At 42.6% G+C, this 18,279-nt stretch carries 19 protein-coding genes; 3 read left to right on the top strand and 16 right to left on the bottom strand.

All coding sequences use genetic code 11. From position 1 onward, the window contains the following. Nucleotides 1–312: 312 nt before the first annotated feature. A complete protein-coding gene (locus KSZ58_RS05735) occupies nucleotides 313–1,143 on the bottom strand; it encodes a sialate O-acetylesterase (protein ID WP_009587501.1) in 831 nt (276 codons plus the stop codon). 375 nt (nucleotides 1,144–1,518) lie between these two features. Between KSZ58_RS05735 and KSZ58_RS05730 the strand changes: the two genes are divergently transcribed. After that, a complete protein-coding gene (locus KSZ58_RS05730) occupies nucleotides 1,519–2,325 on the top strand; it encodes a Cof-type HAD-IIB family hydrolase (protein ID WP_009587520.1) in 807 nt (268 codons plus the stop codon). A 327-nt stretch (nucleotides 2,326–2,652) separates the two neighbouring features. Here the strand turns inward: KSZ58_RS05730 and KSZ58_RS05725 are convergent, their stop codons facing one another. From KSZ58_RS05725 to KSZ58_RS05695, 7 genes are all read right to left on the bottom strand, one after another. Next, nucleotides 2,653–3,138 carry a VOC family protein gene (locus KSZ58_RS05725; protein WP_002608518.1) on the bottom strand — a complete coding sequence of 162 codons (486 nt, stop codon included), beginning with the start codon at nucleotides 3,136–3,138 and terminating at the stop codon, nucleotides 2,653–2,655. 149 nt (nucleotides 3,139–3,287) lie between these two features. Continuing rightward, a complete protein-coding gene (gene gpmA / locus KSZ58_RS05720; protein ID WP_002608517.1) occupies nucleotides 3,288–4,040 on the bottom strand; it encodes a 2,3-diphosphoglycerate-dependent phosphoglycerate mutase in 753 nt (250 codons plus the stop codon). Nucleotides 4,041–4,381: 341 nt separating this feature from the next. Continuing rightward, on the bottom strand, nucleotides 4,382–5,227 hold the full coding sequence (locus tag KSZ58_RS05715) for a Cof-type HAD-IIB family hydrolase (RefSeq protein WP_009587532.1): 846 nt from the start codon (nucleotides 5,225–5,227) through the stop codon (nucleotides 4,382–4,384). A 350-nt stretch (nucleotides 5,228–5,577) separates the two neighbouring features. Then, nucleotides 5,578–6,078: a GyrI-like domain-containing protein gene (locus KSZ58_RS05710; RefSeq protein ID WP_002608515.1), complete on the bottom strand. Its 501-nt coding sequence runs from the start codon at nucleotides 6,076–6,078 to the stop codon at nucleotides 5,578–5,580. 87 nt (nucleotides 6,079–6,165) lie between these two features. Then, nucleotides 6,166–7,014: a helix-turn-helix domain-containing protein gene (locus tag KSZ58_RS05705; protein WP_009269361.1), complete on the bottom strand. Its 849-nt coding sequence runs from the start codon at nucleotides 7,012–7,014 to the stop codon at nucleotides 6,166–6,168. Between the two features lie 50 nt (nucleotides 7,015–7,064). Beyond that, the gene (locus KSZ58_RS05700) at nucleotides 7,065–7,712 is read right to left on the bottom strand and encodes an MmcQ/YjbR family DNA-binding protein (RefSeq protein ID WP_008819515.1); all 648 of its coding nucleotides are present in this window, start codon (nucleotides 7,710–7,712) and stop codon (nucleotides 7,065–7,067) included. 584 nt (nucleotides 7,713–8,296) lie between these two features. Then, nucleotides 8,297–9,637: a sodium-dependent transporter gene (locus KSZ58_RS05695; RefSeq protein WP_009587544.1), complete on the bottom strand. Its 1,341-nt coding sequence runs from the start codon at nucleotides 9,635–9,637 to the stop codon at nucleotides 8,297–8,299. A gap of 198 nt (nucleotides 9,638–9,835) precedes the next feature. Here KSZ58_RS05695 and KSZ58_RS05690 point away from each other — a divergent pair, with 198 nt between their 5' ends. After that, nucleotides 9,836–10,297 (top strand): YbhB/YbcL family Raf kinase inhibitor-like protein, encoded by a 462-nt coding sequence (locus KSZ58_RS05690; protein WP_008819517.1) that lies wholly within the window; start codon nucleotides 9,836–9,838, stop codon nucleotides 10,295–10,297. A 242-nt stretch (nucleotides 10,298–10,539) separates the two neighbouring features. Here KSZ58_RS05690 and KSZ58_RS05685 read toward each other — a convergent pair whose 3' ends face one another. The 7 genes from KSZ58_RS05685 to KSZ58_RS05655 form a co-directional block, all read right to left on the bottom strand. Next, a complete protein-coding gene (locus tag KSZ58_RS05685; protein WP_008819518.1) occupies nucleotides 10,540–11,031 on the bottom strand; it encodes a cysteine hydrolase family protein in 492 nt (163 codons plus the stop codon). Nucleotides 11,032–11,253: 222 nt separating this feature from the next. Continuing rightward, nucleotides 11,254–12,156 (bottom strand): YafY family protein, encoded by a 903-nt coding sequence (locus KSZ58_RS05680; RefSeq protein ID WP_009269364.1) that lies wholly within the window; start codon nucleotides 12,154–12,156, stop codon nucleotides 11,254–11,256. Nucleotides 12,157–12,282: 126 nt separating this feature from the next. Next, complete coding sequence (locus KSZ58_RS05675) at nucleotides 12,283–12,789, bottom strand: hypothetical protein (protein WP_002608508.1); 507 nt, start codon at nucleotides 12,787–12,789, stop codon at nucleotides 12,283–12,285. Nucleotides 12,790–13,378: 589 nt separating this feature from the next. Then, nucleotides 13,379–13,837: a ribose ABC transporter substrate-binding protein gene (locus KSZ58_RS05670; protein WP_233104919.1), complete on the bottom strand. Its 459-nt coding sequence runs from the start codon at nucleotides 13,835–13,837 to the stop codon at nucleotides 13,379–13,381. Nucleotides 13,838–13,855: 18 nt separating this feature from the next. After that, nucleotides 13,856–14,734 carry a hypothetical protein gene (locus tag KSZ58_RS05665; protein WP_054343902.1) on the bottom strand — a complete coding sequence of 293 codons (879 nt, stop codon included), beginning with the start codon at nucleotides 14,732–14,734 and terminating at the stop codon, nucleotides 13,856–13,858. Between the two features lie 16 nt (nucleotides 14,735–14,750). Then, a complete protein-coding gene (locus KSZ58_RS05660; protein WP_224720962.1) occupies nucleotides 14,751–15,227 on the bottom strand; it encodes a hypothetical protein in 477 nt (158 codons plus the stop codon). A 165-nt stretch (nucleotides 15,228–15,392) separates the two neighbouring features. Further along, on the bottom strand, nucleotides 15,393–15,728 hold the full coding sequence (locus KSZ58_RS05655; RefSeq protein ID WP_008819524.1) for a hypothetical protein: 336 nt from the start codon (nucleotides 15,726–15,728) through the stop codon (nucleotides 15,393–15,395). 282 nt (nucleotides 15,729–16,010) lie between these two features. Here KSZ58_RS05655 and KSZ58_RS23360 point away from each other — a divergent pair, with 282 nt between their 5' ends. Then, on the top strand, nucleotides 16,011–16,520 hold the full coding sequence (locus KSZ58_RS23360) for a transposase zinc-binding domain-containing protein (protein ID WP_074747960.1): 510 nt from the start codon (nucleotides 16,011–16,013) through the stop codon (nucleotides 16,518–16,520). 224 nt (nucleotides 16,521–16,744) lie between these two features. Here the strand turns inward: KSZ58_RS23360 and ltrA are convergent, their stop codons facing one another. Beyond that, a complete protein-coding gene (gene ltrA / locus KSZ58_RS05645) occupies nucleotides 16,745–18,016 on the bottom strand; it encodes a group II intron reverse transcriptase/maturase (RefSeq protein WP_074747957.1) in 1,272 nt (423 codons plus the stop codon). Nucleotides 18,017–18,279: the final 263 nt, after the last annotated feature.

Below are 18,279 nucleotides of genomic sequence, written 5' to 3'. Positions count from 1 at the left end.
TTTTTTTAGATAGCTGTGATACCGCATATCCTTTAACAATTAACAGGCAGAAGTCCAGTCAATCAGAGCACTGGCAGTATCAAAGGGCTGCTGTGCAATTGGCTATACGTTTCCTCCCAGCAGACTCTACACCAATACCACAAAGACTGCTTAACTGTTTCAGTCGTTTTGTTTCTGGAATCGCCGAACCGACAAAGGAAATCACCCCTCACGCCAGCTTATCTAATGTCTTGCAGCCACCTCCGTGGCGGATCATATCGTGGGTTTGTGAGGTTTTCAGCTTATTTCCTACATAAACTGGAAGTTATGTCTCTACTTTAAAAATTTCAACACTTCTTCCATGGAACTTTTTCCTAATGTAAATTGTTCTAGTGTTATGTATCTTTTTTCTGCTATAGTGTATTCTCTTTCACACAATTCCTTTACCATGTTCGCTTCATTATCTAATGGCTCTACAACATTTGATTTGGTCTGGTAAGCTTTGAAATACCTAATACCCAGTATTCTCTGAGACTCTGCATTGATATGGATACCATCTGGATTAGGATATAATTTTTCCCCTGTTACAAAATAACAATTTCTGTTATATTCTGCGTATTTGAGTAATTCCTGGTTAATCAAGTCATACTCTACGCAGCTTCTTCCAAATCCAGACTTACCTAAATAATCTCCCAAACCGCCAGCAATGAACGGAACTTCCAAAGCTTCCAGTTCTTTTCTGAACGAATTAACTAAAACATTAAGTTTTTGATAATAATTTTTGTATTTTCCGCTATGACTGTCGCTTTCTCCTTGATGCCACAAAATTGCAATCAACTCACTGTTTTCCATGGCGAATTTTGCCTCACTGACTGCATGGCGAAATAGAGCACCTTCCTTATCCCATTCATCGATGGAACTGCCTCCTTCCGCACAAGGGATAAGTCCGATTTGTTCATTTTTATTTGCGTTGCACCATGCCTGTGCAAATGACGCCGCTGGTCCAACACCAGCAACTGACCGGTCAAAGTGGATAGGTTCTGCCATCATTTGCCATCTGCCATTTCTTAGCATGAAAATATTTTCATTATATATTGGCGTAGCCTCGTTTAAAAATCCACGCCCTGCCATATTTGATTGTCCTATTAGTAAAACTGATTTCATTTCTAAATTCCTCTCATTTTCAATTATATTTTTGTCATTATATCATTTCCCTTAAGCATTGTCATTTCATTTCTGACTTAAAAAAATTATGTATCCTTCTTGATTTGTAAAGAGCACAAAAGCATTGCTTACGCATCAAGCCCATTTCAGGTTTCCCTGCATAGCATTTGTTATCACGATATCCTTCATCCTCATCGCCTCATCGTATGACTATACTAAACAGGAATGCAGGAGGAAATGCTATCCATGCAGGGTAGCAATTTGTCAACCGAACATAACAAAGAATACACAGTCATCATGCGGATATAACAATAGACCTGCTTTGTCATCTTTTCCTTTATCTTATTTTATGGTATGATTCCCGCAGGTGATGATATGAAATATAAACTGATTGTTAGTGATTTGGACGGAACGCTGTTAAACGGGCAGAAGTTTGTAAGCAATATAAATAAGGAAGCCATTCGCAAAGCAAAGGAACAGGGAATGTCCTTTGCGATTGCCAGTGGAAGGCCGCTGTATCCGATTCTCTCCCTCATCAAGCAATGGGAAATGGAGGAGCTTGTGGATTATGTACTCGGTATGAACGGCGGGTGCATTTATGATAAAGCAAAGGATGCACAGAAAAACTTTTATACCATAGACGGAGAACTGTTAAAGCATATTATGGATCAATATCGGGATATGCCGGTGCGCTTCTGGATTTTTGAAAAGGAAAAGCGCTATGTGAACAAGGGAACTGAAGCAACCCGTGCAAAGGCTGCCTTATATCACGAGGATGAACAGATCACAGATTTGTATGCGCTCTGTAATCAGCCTAGACAGAAGCTGATTGTGGAATGTCAGCCGGAGGATATGGATATGGTGGAACAGCGTGCAAGAAAGCTTAATCTTTCAACCTGTGCAGCCTTTCGTTCCGATCCCACCCTGTTTGAATTCGTGGATAAGCGGGTGAATAAGACCAGCGGGCTTCGTCACCTGTGTGCGGATATCGGGATTACCATGGATGAGGTGCTTGCCTTTGGTGATACAAGCAATGACAACGAAATGTTAAAGGAAGTCGGACACGGCGTATGGATGAGCAACGGCACCATGGATACCTTTGCCCATGCGGACGCCCAGACAATTTCCAACGAAGAGGACGGTGTAGCCTGGTATCTGGAAAAGCATATTCTAGCCAGATAATGATTGCCGCGGTCCAACGCTTATATTCCTGTGATTATGTAACAGAGGTTATGAAAAAGCCGGTGCGGCAGGTGATATTTCCTGCAGGTATCGGCTTTTTGTTTTCTTTTCTTGTCATTTTCATCGTTCATTTATTTATACACTTCTGTTTCCCTCATGCAGCTGACCCCTATGTATCTGCGTTTATGTATCCTTTTTCATTCAGCTATTCACTATGTCCTGTGCTTTATTTCCTGCATCCGGGTTATCAGCAATACGCAATCCTGAGCTTTCAGACGAGCTTTGATTTTCTTATGCAAAAAAGACTGCCGCAGGACAGCCTTCATATTATGAATTTTTTTCGTGCCTTTTCAGCATGCGGTTCACCATGCGTTCAGACAACCCCATTTTCTCAGATATCTGCGAGGGGCTCATCCCCTGCTGTGTGAAGCGGCTGACGACAACAGGCAGTGGTTCACTGACTTCGATGATATGCATGTCCGGATCGTAAAAGCGAATGCCTCTTTGTCCCCAGTCATGCTCCTTTACAGGATGAAGCAGTTTGGTATCCGTTCGACTGTTTAACAGCTTTACAAAAGCGTCCAGATCCTCACATTCCAGATAAATCTCCGCATCATTGCCGCCGTAATGAATATCCGAGGGCTGCTTCTCCAGAAAACCACTCCAGCTTTCTCTCGTCTGAAAGGATATACCTCCCGTCATCGTGAAGTTTGTACCAAAATCCTGTATCACGCGCAGACCGCACACCTCCTTATAAAAAGCGATCGTGCGTTCTTTATCATCTACTGCATATAAGCTTCCCATGTATTTCATACAGCTACCTCCCTGTGAATGCAGTTATTATACCAGAGGGCAGGGGATGTGAATTGTAAAAAGAAGACATACATGAAATGATTGGTTCTGTACCCCTACGGTATTAAGCGGATATCTTTTCCCTATGCATATGATCATGTTGTTTTCCTTTACACGCCGATTGCTTTTTTTCCCTGATTGGCAACAGCCTCCATTTTCTGCTTTAAAAGCCGCGGATCACCAAGGTATCTATGGTGCAAAGGATTGCCCTGTGCATCAAATTCATACACGAGCGGAACACCTGTTGGAATATTCACATTTACGATATCCTCCTCGCTGAGCTTATCAAAGTATTTCACCAATGCGCGCAGAGAATTTCCATGTGCCGCGATGATGACGCGTTTTCCTGCCATCATATCCTTTTTGATGACCTTGTTGAAATACGGCACTACTCGTGCAACCGTCGTTTCCAGGCTCTCACTGCTCGGCAGCTCATTCGGATTCACATCCCGATACATACTCTGTGCAACAGCACTTCGCGCATCGTTTTGGTTCAGCGCCGGTGGGAGGATATCGTAGGAACGCCGCCACTCCCTGACCTGCTCCTCTCCGTATTTTTCAGCGGTTTCCGCTTTATTTAAGCCCTGCAAAGCACCGTAATGTCGCTCATTCAGCTTCCAGGACTTTACAACAGGAAGCCATGTGCGATCCATTTCATCCAGAATGTGATCCAGTGTATGCACAGCTCTTTTTAAATAGGAGGTATAGCAGATATCAAAATCCAATCCCTCCTGCTTCAGCAGTCTCCCTGCCGCTTTGGCCTCTTCATGTCCTTTTTCACTCAGATCAACATCTGTCCACCCGGTAAACAGGTTTAATTTATTCCATTCACTCTCTCCGTGACGAATCAATACAAGCTTCATTTGTGACTCCTCCTTTGATGTTAAAAGTTATCTCCATCTAACTAATAACAGTATATGCATGTAAAGGAGTGCTGTCAATGCATTTGCCCACGCTGACGTAAAAAGGCTCCAACTCCCGCCAAACGTCGCGCGGAAAGAGGAGACCTCAAAGGATCAATTCTATAAAAGCTTGCCATTTCCATATCACTATCCATTATTTTTCTACACAGATGAAACCCGCAGCTCTCTGTATAAAAATTGACATTCTGTTTTTGTCTGCAGAAGAGACTGTAGTGATTTGTTTCCAGTGCAAACAAACAGATAGCAGATAGGTGCAGTATCTTTTCTGTAATATCAGTGCATCAAAGTAAATTGTATTTTAAAAATGCCTTATATAATCCATCCTCATTCACGGCAGCTGTAATATCATCCGCCATGGCTTTAATTTCCTTACCTCCACTAGCCATTGCGATACCCAACGCGCAGTATTCCAGCATAGGAATATCCACCGCCGCATCTCCAAAAGCAATCGTATCCTTTTGTTCCATATGAAGATACTTCAGCAGAAGAGAGATCGCTGTTGCCTTGTCAATATCCTGTATTCCGATATCACCAAAAAGAGCTGTTTCTCCCTTGCCACCCCAGGTGCTGATTTTTAGATCCGGAAAGAATTGCGCTGCGGCAGTCACATCTGCATAGGAATTTAGAATAAAGCTGATTTTATTCACATCCTCCCGATACAGATTTTCTCCAAACACCATATCCGGATACTGTGCGCGTATATGGATATTCTCCTGCCCGTTTCCCTTGCGCTGCATATATTTCTGCATAACGGGTTCTCCCGCTTCTTCAAAATGTTCACTGGCATACAAACCCGTATTGCTTTCCAGATAAAATTCCAGATTGCGGCTATGCAGCCAGTCTACGATTGCACTGCACTGTTCTTTTTTTAAATGTGCATGAAACAATACCTCCCCATGATGCTCAATATATCCGCCATTTGCACCAATCATACCATCCAGACGGATATTCCAAATTTCGTCATACACCTCGCTGCGGCTTCTACCCGTACAGATATAAACCAGATGTCCTTGTGCTCTGGCCATACGTATTGCTTTGACTGCGGAAGGCGGAAGATGATTTTCATAATCCACCAGCGTTCCGTCCACATCGATCAGAATTACCTTTTTTTCTAATTTATGCATCATAGTACCTCCTTCATATCACATCGGCTGTTTTATCTTCATAATTGTCGCACACTTCATTTTAACACAATATAAAGCCTGAACAGACAAATAGCGCTGTGATTCTATTGCTGCAATGAGAAGTAACAAGAAGATGACTGGCTTTTATCTGTTTGCTTAATTATGCTTTGACTGCCTTCTCTATGGTTTGATTATAGCGGATGCTGAAACCATCGTCAATCATTGAAAATTTTTAGTATGAATTATGATAGACTTAACCGTTCCTAACACTCTAACATCCCCCCGGCTTAAATAAAAAGATGCATAAAGTAAGAATCCCTCATGCATCGATAAGCTGTTAGTTGTCAGTTTTTTTATCTCTTTTCCACTGCCACCCATACCTCAACCAGATCATTTTCTCCGTAATATGTGATATCCGGCGCCTTTGCTTTCATCCTTCCGGTGATGTATCCGGAATTCAGCGGCTTGTAATCAGATTTCGGAAGCCATTTCATGATTGCCTGCACCTCTGTTTTTCCAATGGTATCCAATGTACAGGGAAATACTGCCCAGGTTGCAGCGGGCACGATATATTCTTCCAGCTCCCCTGTAACTGCATGATCGCTGGAAACAGCAATCCAATGATCGAATTTACGACTGTCATCTGCTGCTGTATTATAAACACTGATACCAAACAGACCAAAGGGCTCCTGATTCATATGGGACATCAATTCCTTCTGCTGTCCCTGTGTTTGAAGCTCCTCCCATTGCCGGGGTATTGCTTTCTGTCCTTCTTTTCTCTTATTTGTCGTATGTATGCAATAGCCTGCAACACGAAAGCTTTCTCTTTCTACGATATGAAACGGTTCGCTCATATTTGATTCCTCCTGCTTTGTATGGTATTAGTATATAAATTTATGTCCTTTCTATCCTCTCTTTCTCTGTCCGATACTGCGTGCTTTTCACATGTCAGTGATCATCAGCCACATCTCAAGCCTTGAGGAGCTAGGATCAGGGTCCAGATAGACCTCCATCACCGGTCCGTTTACATACTGATAGCCGGTTGATGGAAACCATTCCGTCCAGATTCTGCGCTCCAGCTCCTGAATGGACGCATGCGTTCCTTCGCATTGGAATACGATCCAGGATGCCTTAGGTAGCTGAAGTTCTTCATATCCGTTCAGCGGTTCTTCGCTCACCACTCCGATCCAGAACTTCCAGTCCTTCAAGTCCTGACACATACTGATTCCCAACAGACCGCTTGGCTCCTTTGCGTCGATATGTGCTGAAAGGTCTGCAATCGTTCCATCTTCTGCCGCTGTCCGCCAGAGATTGGGAACCACCTCATAATTTTTCTCCAGCTCCTTTTCCAGCTCATGGCAAACTCCGACAACGCGAAAGGCATCCTTCTTTACAATTCTGTAATTCAATTCCCTGCTTCCTGCGATAGAAAGCTGAAAGTGAAGCGGCGGATACAGCTTTACGGCAGCCTGGGCATTGCGCACCTGAGATGGTGCAATGCCATGGACAGAGCGAAATGCCCGATTAAAAGCGGTTGGAGATGCGTATTGATAACGCAATGCAATATCTATAATCTTATCCGTCCCCTGCTGCAATTCCTCTGCTGCAAGACTCATCCTTCTTCTGCGTATGTACTCCGACAGGGAGATCCCGGTCATGTAAGAGAACATCCGCTGAAAATTATAGGAGGATGTACACGCAATTTTTGCGACCTCTTCAAAGCTGATTTCCTCCTGCATATGCTCCTCCATATATGCAATTGCCTCATTCAATCGTTCCATCCATTCCATTTGATAACAGCTCCTTTTCTATGACTTCTCTTTTTTCACTGATTCCAACGCTATTTACCAGCACTCACCAGCCGATAGCTTTCATCAATGAGCTTTTGAAGCTGCTTCCAGGACAGCTTTTGATCAAGCAGAATCGTAAACCAGTATGTTTTATTCATATGATACGCAGGATAAAAACATTTATAATCGATCAACTCCTGAATGAATTCCGGACGATTTTTCAAGTTACAGACATCCGTCATACCATCGACATCAATACCCAGACTTCGATAGGGAATATGCATGATAACACCGTACCACTTTCCCTTAGCTGTCTTTAAGGTTCCATGCTCCGGAGCACTCTTCCAGGGAAATTGGGGATAGCTCTGATAACGCTCAGCAACATAATCCAGAATGCGCGTACGATATGGATTTCCATCGATACACTGCTGCACCATGTCCTCCAGCAGCTCCTCAACCTCCTCACGAATCGATGATACAAAGCTGCCATTTGCCCCCGGTACGTGAAATGGTGTATAGGGCTCCCTTAGCTGCGCATCGTATACTTCAGCATGCAGCTCCTGCCCTTCATACGTGATAACCGCATAAAAATCCGGAGCCTTCAGCTTCCGGATACAGCGGTATGTCATCCCTTCCTTACTGCATCCATACTGCAGCAGCTTTTGTTCTGACAGCTTTTGCACACGTTTATTTTTCATATAGCCGCTCCTTTCCAATCAACAGCAGAATACTTCCTTGATTTGTTCACCCTGCAATACCTTCTTCTTACACGCCATATCCTCCTGTGAATAACATGTGGTAAGCTCCTGATAAGCATCCGGCAGAGGAATACATATAAAATAAAGGATGAATTCTCCTGTATAACCCCTGCAGAATCACTTTCCATCACAATACGAATTTCTCTACTATTTTAGTTTCTGTACAGCACCGCACAGGGACAGCCAACTGCAAAGGCCTGCTGTAAAACTGATTTTATTTTTTCCATACAGCACTCACAATTCGTATTCAATTATACCATCTATTTATCAAAAGCGACATTCCTTGTTTTCAGGAAATAGAGGTTAAATATTTCCAGTATGGATGTTCTTTGCCATAAGGTAAGCAATCACTTTGCACTCCTTGCTGAAAAATATTGATAAGTCTCCATGCCGTGCTGCTGTGCAGATGCTGTTTGTCCAGGAAAATTTGATTTAAATACTCGCAGAAAAAAAGCCTGTACTAAGACAGGCAATTGATTTTCAGGACAGAATCATTCCTTCACAAATCGTAAAATAGAGAATCATCAGAATCGCTGCCGGTGCCAGATAGCGGATAGCAAGGGACCAGAGCTTTTCCAGCGAAACCGCAGTGTACCTTCGTTCTCGAATTCGTCTGTAGCTTTCTGGACACCCCACACCCATCCGGTAAATACACAGAAGCAAAGTGCACCAAGCGGAATCATCAGATTATCTGTAAATTTCTCCATCACAGCATTCATGGGCAGCAGCTGTAACCCGTTTCGCATATCAAACCAGGGCAGGTTCAATCCGCGTGACTCCAGCTGCGACAGGGAATAGCCGGCGGCTAAAATCATGAGCGGCAGAAACAGCCAGACTACAGCCTTTCTTCTCGTGATATGAAATTCCTCACTCATACAGGCAATGATGCTCTCCAGTATACTGATGGCACTTGTCAATGCTGCCAGAAACAAGAGAATGAAGAAGACAGCCCCGAAGATAATACCTCCGGGAATGGAAGCAAACACATTGGGCAGTGCCATAAATGCAAATCCTCCACCCATACCAAGTCCTTCAGCCCCCATGGTCACAAAGACTGCCGGAATGATGGCAAAGGCTGCCAGAATGGCGACCAGGGTATCCAGCACACAAATCCAGACCGCACTTTTCATCAGATTTTCCTTCTTTCCCACATAGGAGCCATAGGTGATAAGGATGCCCATTCCCACGGAGAGCGAGAAAAAGGCCTGTCCTACTGCCGCAACCAGCATATCTGTATGGAAGGCGGAGAAATCGATATGCAGCATGAAGCGCACGCCTTCCATAGCGCCCGGCAAAGTAACCGAGCGAATCGCCGTCGCAATCAGCAAAAGAAAGAGAGCCGGCATTAAAACCTTACTGATTTTCTCGATACCCTCTGCAACGCCCTTTAAAATAATGAAGATACACAAGCCAAGAAACAGCAGTCCCCACAAAATTGGCTCTATCGGATCCGTGATAAAGCCGGTAAAGAAATCCTGATACTGCGTTGCAGCTCCGGAAAAATGTGCACCGCCGAAATAAACGGCAATATATTTCATGATCCAGCCGCCAACGATGCTGTAATAGGATAAAATAACAAACAAGGTGATCATGCCGATCACACCGGCAAACATCCACTTTTTATTCAGCTTGCGAAATGCTCCAACAGCGTTTTTCTGCGTTGCTCTACCAATCGCCAGCTCTGCCAGCATAATGCTCAGACCGATCACTGCTACAACCACTATGTAAATCAACAGAAACAAACCGCCTCCGTTTGCCCCAAGCTTTCCTGGAAACTTCCAGATATTCCCCAGACCTACTGCCGAGCCGGCAGCTGCCAGGATAAATCCGAGGTGGTTAGACCACTCTCCTCTGTTTTTGTGCACAAATAAATCCTCCCTCAATTATACAGCTCTTCTATTTTAGAGGGTTCCTTCATATATTTCAAGATAAAATGTAACAATTCCCAAGCAATTGCACGCTGCTTCGGGGAATCTTTTTAATCTTCGTTCATGTGTCATTCAACCGGTTGCACTGAGAATGCGTTTATGTTAACCTTATATCATTAAAAATGGAGGTCTTTTATGCAAATACTGACAATATCTTCTCCCAGCTTTCCGGATGGTGCGCTGATTCCTGTTATACATACCGGATATGGCGCGGATCAATCGCCGGAGCTGGTGCTGCACGGACTTTGCGAGGAGGCAGTATCCCTGGCAGTTATTCTGAATGATATGGATCATCCGATACCGGCATATAATCACTGGGTAATCTGGAATCTTCCTGTGATGTCAATCATCCCGGGGAATATTCCCCGCGGGGCACAGGTGCCAAGCCTGTCGGGTGCAATACAGGGGATTGGATATGGCAGGCATGCCTATAGAGGGCCAAAGCCGCCGTTCCACTGGTCGCATACCTATCAATTTACCGTATATGTTCTGGATACTGTCCTGACACTGCCGCCTACTGCGAGAAAGAAGCATCTGCTGGCAGCAATGGAACAACATATCCTGCAGCAGGCTGTGTTAAGGGGACATTACCGCTAAGCTGAAATAAAAACGCATCACATGAGAGACGTGCTCCTGATTGATGCGTTTTCTTTTCTCGTTGCTTTTTAAAAATTCAGACTGTTAGACCCGCTTTGCCTGATGCAGCTCAAAAATGGCTTCATGCCCTCTCCGTATGCTGTATGACTATTGTCCCATGCGAGGCAATGTACATAGAAGCTATTGTCCGCTACCTTTTTACAGATATATTACATCCTTCCTGAAAAGCCGCACTTATCTGCCTATTCTTTTTGCAGCTCCTGCAGTGTGGCAATCGTACTGCCTTTTTTCTCGTAATATTGCAGCATTTCATCCAGCTTTCTTTTATCATAGCTTGTGATACAATCCGACAGAACCGTGACCTTATAGTGATCCTTCAGCAAATTATAGCAGGTTGATTTTACACACGCGCAGGCATCCGCCCCGGTTAAATAGAAATCAGTAATTCCATGCTTGCGCACAAAGTCAGAAAATGCTTCACTGGTTAATGCATTCCCCTTGTATTTTGTGAAAATACAATCGGATACAATCTTTAAATCACAGGCCAATTCAGAACCACGCGTATTGGGCTTAAAGGTTCTTGTTCCCTGTGATAAATTCTCATGCCGTATATAAACAACCGGAATTTCATGCGCCACCGCCCAGTCGATAGCGCTGTTGATATTATCAATGATCTCCTTATAATTTTTGGTGATATCATTTTGAATATCAATTACAATCAAAGCTTTATTCATATGGTACTCCTTTCGAGTTATCGTATGCCCCGTCATACAGGTATCTGATAACAAACATATACGGCTGTTCAATCTGCACAAATCCTCAGACTGGCCTGCTGCTGAAGGCCTGACATACAATCCTCCTTCAGCTTCTTCGGCACAGTATATTCCCTGACTCTGCAGATGATTTCGCCTCCCTATGTTGCCATCATCATACCATTCATAACCTGCAACACGGTGTCATGTTTTATATATTTCCAGCATTTTTCTAACTCTTTTCCTAACGTTATCACGTACATACGGAGGTGATAATACTTCAACCCTTTCCCGGCAGGAAAGGACATAGCTGTATAATAACTCATTATCCGGTAAAATCGTAGTCACCAGTAAGCTGCCATCCTCCTGCTCGCTTACTTCCTCATCGAATTTTTCATATACCTCATGGGACATCCCCGCATCAAACAAAAGGGTAACCTGCACGGTTTTCATCTCAAATTCGTCCGATCTTTCAAAGATATGCTCCGGTGTTTCCCGCATAAATTCCGCATCCTGCAGCTTTAGATCTCTTATCCGTGTTAATTTGAAGAATCGAAAATCCTTACGCAGCGTGCAGTAACCATACAAATACCAGTCAGAGGTCTTGAAAACAAGCTTATGCGGTTCAATAATCCGTTTGGTTTGTTCACCTTTTCCGCTGTAATAAGAAAAGGAAACGATTCTGCTTTTCCATATGGCGCTTTGCAGTAATTGAAAATTATGTTTTCCCGCACCACTTTTTGTCCATGTTGAAAAATCGATTTCCAGCCAGTTTCCCTGCTGTCTTTGAAATACGCCGCTCAGTTTGGATAACAGCATATTTATCTGCTCATCCTCCAGCACACGGATGCCCTGCAGGGCCATGAGAATCTGCTTCTGTTCCTGCTCGCTGAGAAGTGATTTCTTTAAAACATAGCTGTCCTGAATCGCTATGCCTCCTCCCTTTCCCTGCGTAGCATAAATCGGAATCCCGGCTGAGCTCAGAATGTCAATATCACGGTATATCGTTCTGATCGACACCTCGAAATAATCTGCCAGCTCTGGTGCAGTCATTTGTCCTTTATCCAATAAAAGATAAATCATTTGAAAATATCTGTTTTCCTTCATATTGCACTTCCTCCTATTCCACGCGTATATAGTGATGACTGTCAGATAAAAAAAGCTTTGTATTCAATGCATGATGTTCTAAAAAAAGCCAGAACAAGAAATTGCTCTGACTTCGCTCTACTTCGTTTAAACTGCCTCCGGCAAAATATCGTACTGAATTTCCTGCAGCTCCGCAGCTTCCTTTAATTCCCGGTAAAAATGATTGGGCAGATACAGGGAGGGACGCCGTTTCAGCTTCAATGCTCCGGATTCCGCAAGAATCTCTGCAACAAACTGTGAACAGAAATAATGCTTCTTTCGTTTGAATGGTATATGGACAAAGCAGAATACCACTCCGATACTGGAATAACAGAAGTCCTCGCGATTTTCCACAAACTGCTCGATTTTATTTTGCAGCCGCTCAAAGGCCGCATCCGTTACCTGTAGCTGGAAGCTGATGCTTTTCTCCACGCCGTGGCGTTTGTATTTGGATACCGTTTCCATACAAAAGCCCTTATAGTTAAAGCTGTACATCTTTTCATTCATCGCATCGAGACAAATGGATGCATGTGTATATTCATATCCGTACACCGTTTCCATGAAACTGGAAAGATGACTTGGATAATTTGTTAATACAATGGATATGGTTTTCATGAATATGATGGTTCTCCTTCTTGCTTGTGAATGTTGTTCAAACGTATCATACAAAACCAGAAGAAGGTCAAAAGCCTTTGCATCACCTGCATCATGTATTCACAGTTTGTTATCATTGATTCACCGACGTCCTGCCTGTTTAGCTGGATGTCATACATGGCTAATTATTACATACCCCCATCCACAAGTCAAATGGAATTTCTTTACAGGACAGCTGCATATCTGTGAAAATACCGTATTTCAGCGGTTAAACAAATCCTTTCATCTTCTGCCTGCCAGTTTAATTTTTCATATAAACTATTTATTCTGTTATCCATGTATGCAATAAATAAAGGTAAAGAACCAGAAGAAATAGGTTATCGGTTACGAAATTTTTTTCAATATCCATCTTTATTTTAAGTATCTATTTTTTACTTTGTTATCTATGGGATTCTGTGTTTGAAAACAATGTTATAAATATCAAATCAAAAAGTCTCAAATATTGAAGGCTTGCTCAGCTTTTCATCCATTTTAATGCATTCATCCTACTTCCTCTTTTCAGGAATAATGATTCTGACAAACTGGAAGCCTTAAAGATGCAGTTGATCATTTACAGCAGTTTCTTTTCCTCCTCCCATGAATCCCTGTATACCTTGACCCACTTATAAAATGTTGATTTTTTCATCTTGAGCTGTTCACAATAGGTAGACAAATTCTCCTGATTCCGGATTCGCTCCTTCAGCTGTTTCTCAAAATCAGAAGGCAGCTCCACACGCGGTCTCCCATAGGTCCCCTTTCCTTCCTCCCGCCGTTTCAGTGCCCGCTTGATTCCTGCTCTCTGTTCTGCCTTTAACTCCTCCCGTGTTCGCTCCATGATCATCTGATAGACTTCCATCATCCAGTCCGGCTCTACGGTCTTGTTTCGAAACTCTAACTTCACATCCTTTTTCTTACAGTTCTCCAGAAATTCCTTCAGCCTGCATCCTGTCTGTTCATAATCCCTGATCATCTGCAGATCGATACTTCTTTGCCCTCCATAGCTTCCTTCTTCTTTCCTGTACACGTCCATCACCATCCCTTATCTACTCTATTTTTGAAATGCTTTTTCAATATCACCTACAGCTACATTATCCTCCAGCAGCTTCTCTGCCTTTCCCTTTGTTATCTTGAATACAGCCGGTGACACACTCAGATCCTTTACACAGTTCATCAGTGTCTCATATGCCTTGTTCATCTCATCATCTGTTCCTTTTTGTTCGAGCGGGAAATGAAGTACGGCCACATCAGCCTTTTTATCCTCCAGAACCGGAATCAGCTTTTTGATGAAGGCCTGATTGTAGCGGTCGCTCTGGGTGATCATCAGATAAAAGGTATCCTTATTATCAATTTTCTTCGCAATTTCTATAAGATTCAGATTTTTGATCCGCTTACTTGTTTGAAAGCTATAGTCTTCTGTTTTCTCTTCCTTTTTATCCCCTTTGATATACCCGCAGTCGATCATAAAGTTATATAATGCCGCCTCGCTGATCTCACCGCTTGCGGTCTTTTTGAGCTTCCCCTTCTCATAACAGAACATCTCCGGTGTCCCTCCCCCGAATTCCGGAATCTTTTTCTGCAGCTTCGCAAAGTTCTTCTCCACATCCGCCTTCATCTCTCCCAGCATATCGACCTCCAGCTCATAAAACGGGATGTCCCTGTGCTCCTTCAGAAAGGGTACCAGCGTCTTCTTGAAGGAATTACAGTAGCTACAGGTACTCTGTGTCACCATGAAGATGAAGCTTTCCTTATCATCGATCCTTTTGAATGTCTGATCCAGATCCAGCTGTTTGAGACCGTCTGTTTCCTTTGTTTCTTTTTCTACCACAATCGGTTCCTTTCTACTTTCTTCCTTATCCTTTGAGCTGCATCCAAATATCCCCACCAGCATCAGAAAAACGATCCCCACGATCACAATCTTCTTAACCATATTTCATCCTATCCTTTCAACTTTCTTCATTCAGAAACCTGTACATCTCGCCGCTTATGACCCAGCGAACGAATTTCAATACAAGTGCAACTATGCATGCGTTTTTCATTGTCTTCAGAATCAGAGAGCTGAGCGCATTCATATCCGTCCATACGATGTAGATTTGTAGAAAAAAAGCGGCAGACAGCAGGAGCACATTGATGATCCCCTTCCTTCTGGCTTCCATCCATTCCCATACGGTCAGCTTTACTGTATTCCTCCCTGTTTTTTCACACAGTACCCAGTCATCTTCCTCTTCCTGCCATATGGATTCTATGCTTTGTACAGCCTCTTCTTTTTTCTTTTTCCCAATGGCAAAGGAAGGATAATGCTCCTCTTCTCCATTTCCCACAACGATGACGGCATGGTCACTGTTCCTATATCTTTGAAGATACCGTTCACTTTCCTCCACTCTGGCCATCAGATCCATGACTGCTTCTTCATACGACGACATCCTTTTCCCATGCCGGATCCGCCTTTCCATCCTCATCACCTGAATTCCGATCCCTTTTTCTATCTGTAGACCTTTTTCTCATATGAGCATAGATATGAGAAGTGATGTCCTCATATCTACGATCATACAGGAAAACGATTTCCTGTATGTACAGAAGCTTCCCGCTTATTCGGATACGACTCCGTGTTTCATGGTACCTTCTGCGTTTGCCCTGCGCTGTTCTCTGCGCTCTCTGCGTGCTTTTCTTTCTTCCTCCTTCGGATCGGTCTTATCACCTTTGACATAGCGTACGATCTGATAGATGATCATACAGATGCCCGCGATCACGAGTGCCACGAAGGCAAGAAAGATCTGTTTGGTATAGAAATACAGTACCGGAAAGCTTTCTGACAGCAGTCCCATAAGGAATACGAATCCGATGGGTACGATCAGGGTGAACAGCACGCTCAGGATGATCCCTGTGAGCTTCCGCTTTCCTCTGCTCTTTTCTTTTTTCCTCATTTGTCATTCTCCTTATTTGAATGAAAAAAATGTCCAAGGACATTCCGAAAGACAAAAAGCAAAGATAGATAAATAAAGATTGATTTTGTATAATAATATGGGTGATATATATATTTCTGCTTTTGAAAACAAACATACAGTAATTGCGATGGGACATTGTGATTCTTATTTCTCAGGGGTCAAACAAAATCTCTATTGCTAGAATCTTCTATGAAAATAAAGGTAGGCTCCTTTATGATTTTGAACTTGCACGTAAAGGTCTTCGTTCCAGCGTTATGAATAGTGATTAACCTTATTATTTTATGCTTTCTTCACAATTTAGGTCATTCTCTTTACGAGTGCCCTAATTGCGAAAATTTCACTTTTGTCTGGCATACCTTTAAATCGATATTCTGCACATCATGTGGTATGAAATATCAGAAGATTCGTTCTGCGGCTGTTATGGATAAAGTCTTTGACTGTCCACACAGGCATGGTGTTTTTACGGTTTCTGACCCTTTACGTGAATACTTTTTGAAAGATCGATTTCTTTTGAACGAACTCTTTGGAGCTGTCAATGATACCTTATCTTTTGTCATTCGTAAGGCTGGCACAAAGAAGGATGAACTTATCCCCTGTGCTGTGCTTACTCTCCACACATTTGGTAGAGGATTAAATTGGATACCTCATATCCACGTTTTACTAGCTAAAGGAGGTGTACGAAAGGATGGCTTTTTAAACGCTGGAAGCACATCAATTACGAATCTCTTCGCCGCTCCTTTCAAAGATCACTTCTCGATCGTTTATCAGTAAAAATTGATACGATCGAATTCAAGCAATTAAAGAGGAAGCTGTATAAAGATTATTCAAAAGGCTTTGACTCTGATTGGGTAAAAGTCTTACAAAATAAACCTTGCCTATTCTAACATCTTGTTTTAATATGTACTATATTTACAAGTGATGGTTTATCTTGCGACAATCCCCTCGGAACTGTACGTGCCCTATTAAGGCATACAGCTCTTTACACAGTCTTTCGCCTAAATTGAATGGTAAACTTTTGGCTTAACGATTGGATTGTATTCAATTATTTTATCGAATTTCTCCCATGTCATTTTAGCCCTTTGTGAGCGCCTGTGGAGCCATGCTTTTAGTCTTTCTATTACATACCATCTGAACATTTCAAACTTGTCATAGTTCCCTGTGATACCATAGTACCGGTAGTGTCCTATAAGTTTGGTGTTCAGTTTCTTGATTAATTCATTTACTGGCATGTGCATATTGGCATGTATCCATTCATTCGCTGCTTTCATTTTAGCACTCATTTTCTTTTTACTGGTTAGTTTTATCGTTCGGTATCTTCCTTTTCGGTCGGTACCACTGATAAACGTGAATCCCAGAAAATCAAATGTGCCTTTACCCTCTCCGGCATATCTGCCAAAGCGGATGATTTTGCTTTTGTTTACCTCTATTTCCAGTTTGAATTTGGCTAGTCTCTCTTGGAGTTTTACGAAGAACTCCTGTGCTTCTGCTTTGTATTCAAAACAGCACACAAAATCATCCGCATAGCGCACTATTCCACAGAATCCTTGACAGTATTTCTTTACTACGATTTCAAACCACATATCTAATGCATAATATATGTATACGTTTCCCAAAACTGGTGAAATGAGGCCACCTTGGGGTATGTTCTTATCACTTTCTATTTTCTTCCCATGCTCCATAATACCTGCTTTCAGAAATCTAATGATATATCTTAGAAAGACGTCATCACCTATTTCCTTTCGCAGAAATTCCATCAATATCTTGTGATCTACATTATCAAAGAAACCTTTGATGTCCGCATCCACAATATAGTTGACTTTATTTCTTTGGATCATCTCTGAAAGATGTTCGATTGCTTTGTGGCAATCTCGATCCTTTCTGAATCCATAGGAAAAGTCATAAAATATCGGTTCGTATATCTCGCTCAAAACATCTGCCATGATGTTCTGTACCAGTTTATCCTCAAAACTCGGTATAACCAAAGGTCGCAGTTTATTACTGCCTGCTTTAGGGATGTATACTCGTTTAGTGGGTTGTGGTCTGTATGAAAATGTTTTCATCCTTGCCACCAACTGGTTTAGATTTGCTTCCAAATCCTTTCCGTATTCATCCTTGCTTACCTTATCAGTGCCAGTTGCTTTCTTTCCGTTTATGCGCTTATAAGCACCTTTCAGATTTTCCACATTGACATAGTGAATAAGATTCAGATGTTTACTCTCTGGATATTTCAACTTATTTTGTGCTATCCTTTCAAGTCCTGTTATCATTTGATTTTCACCTCCTCTTGGGTAGGTCTAAATGTTTCCCTTGAAAAACTGACTGTGCATTAGTCCTTTGGCTCCACCGGTTTTGACGGTTTCATTGCTACTATGTACTAATCTGACTTCCATACCGTCTTCTGCTCTATCTTGCTTTTTAAGGCTTGTATATCGCATTACCTTATTTCAGGAACGGTAGGACCTCTCAGGTACCCCGAAAATATCCATGTTATGCTCTCCAGGCCTGGGCCCGCAGCGTGCGCTCTGCGCCT

The sequence above is a fragment of the Erysipelatoclostridium sp. DFI.2.3 genome (assembly GCF_019132535.1).
Lineage (GTDB): Bacteria > Bacillota_I > Bacilli_A > Erysipelotrichales > Erysipelotrichaceae > Clostridium_AQ > Clostridium_AQ innocuum.
The sequence above is the reverse complement of the archived record's forward strand: the minus strand, read 5'-3'. Positions and strand labels throughout refer to the sequence as shown.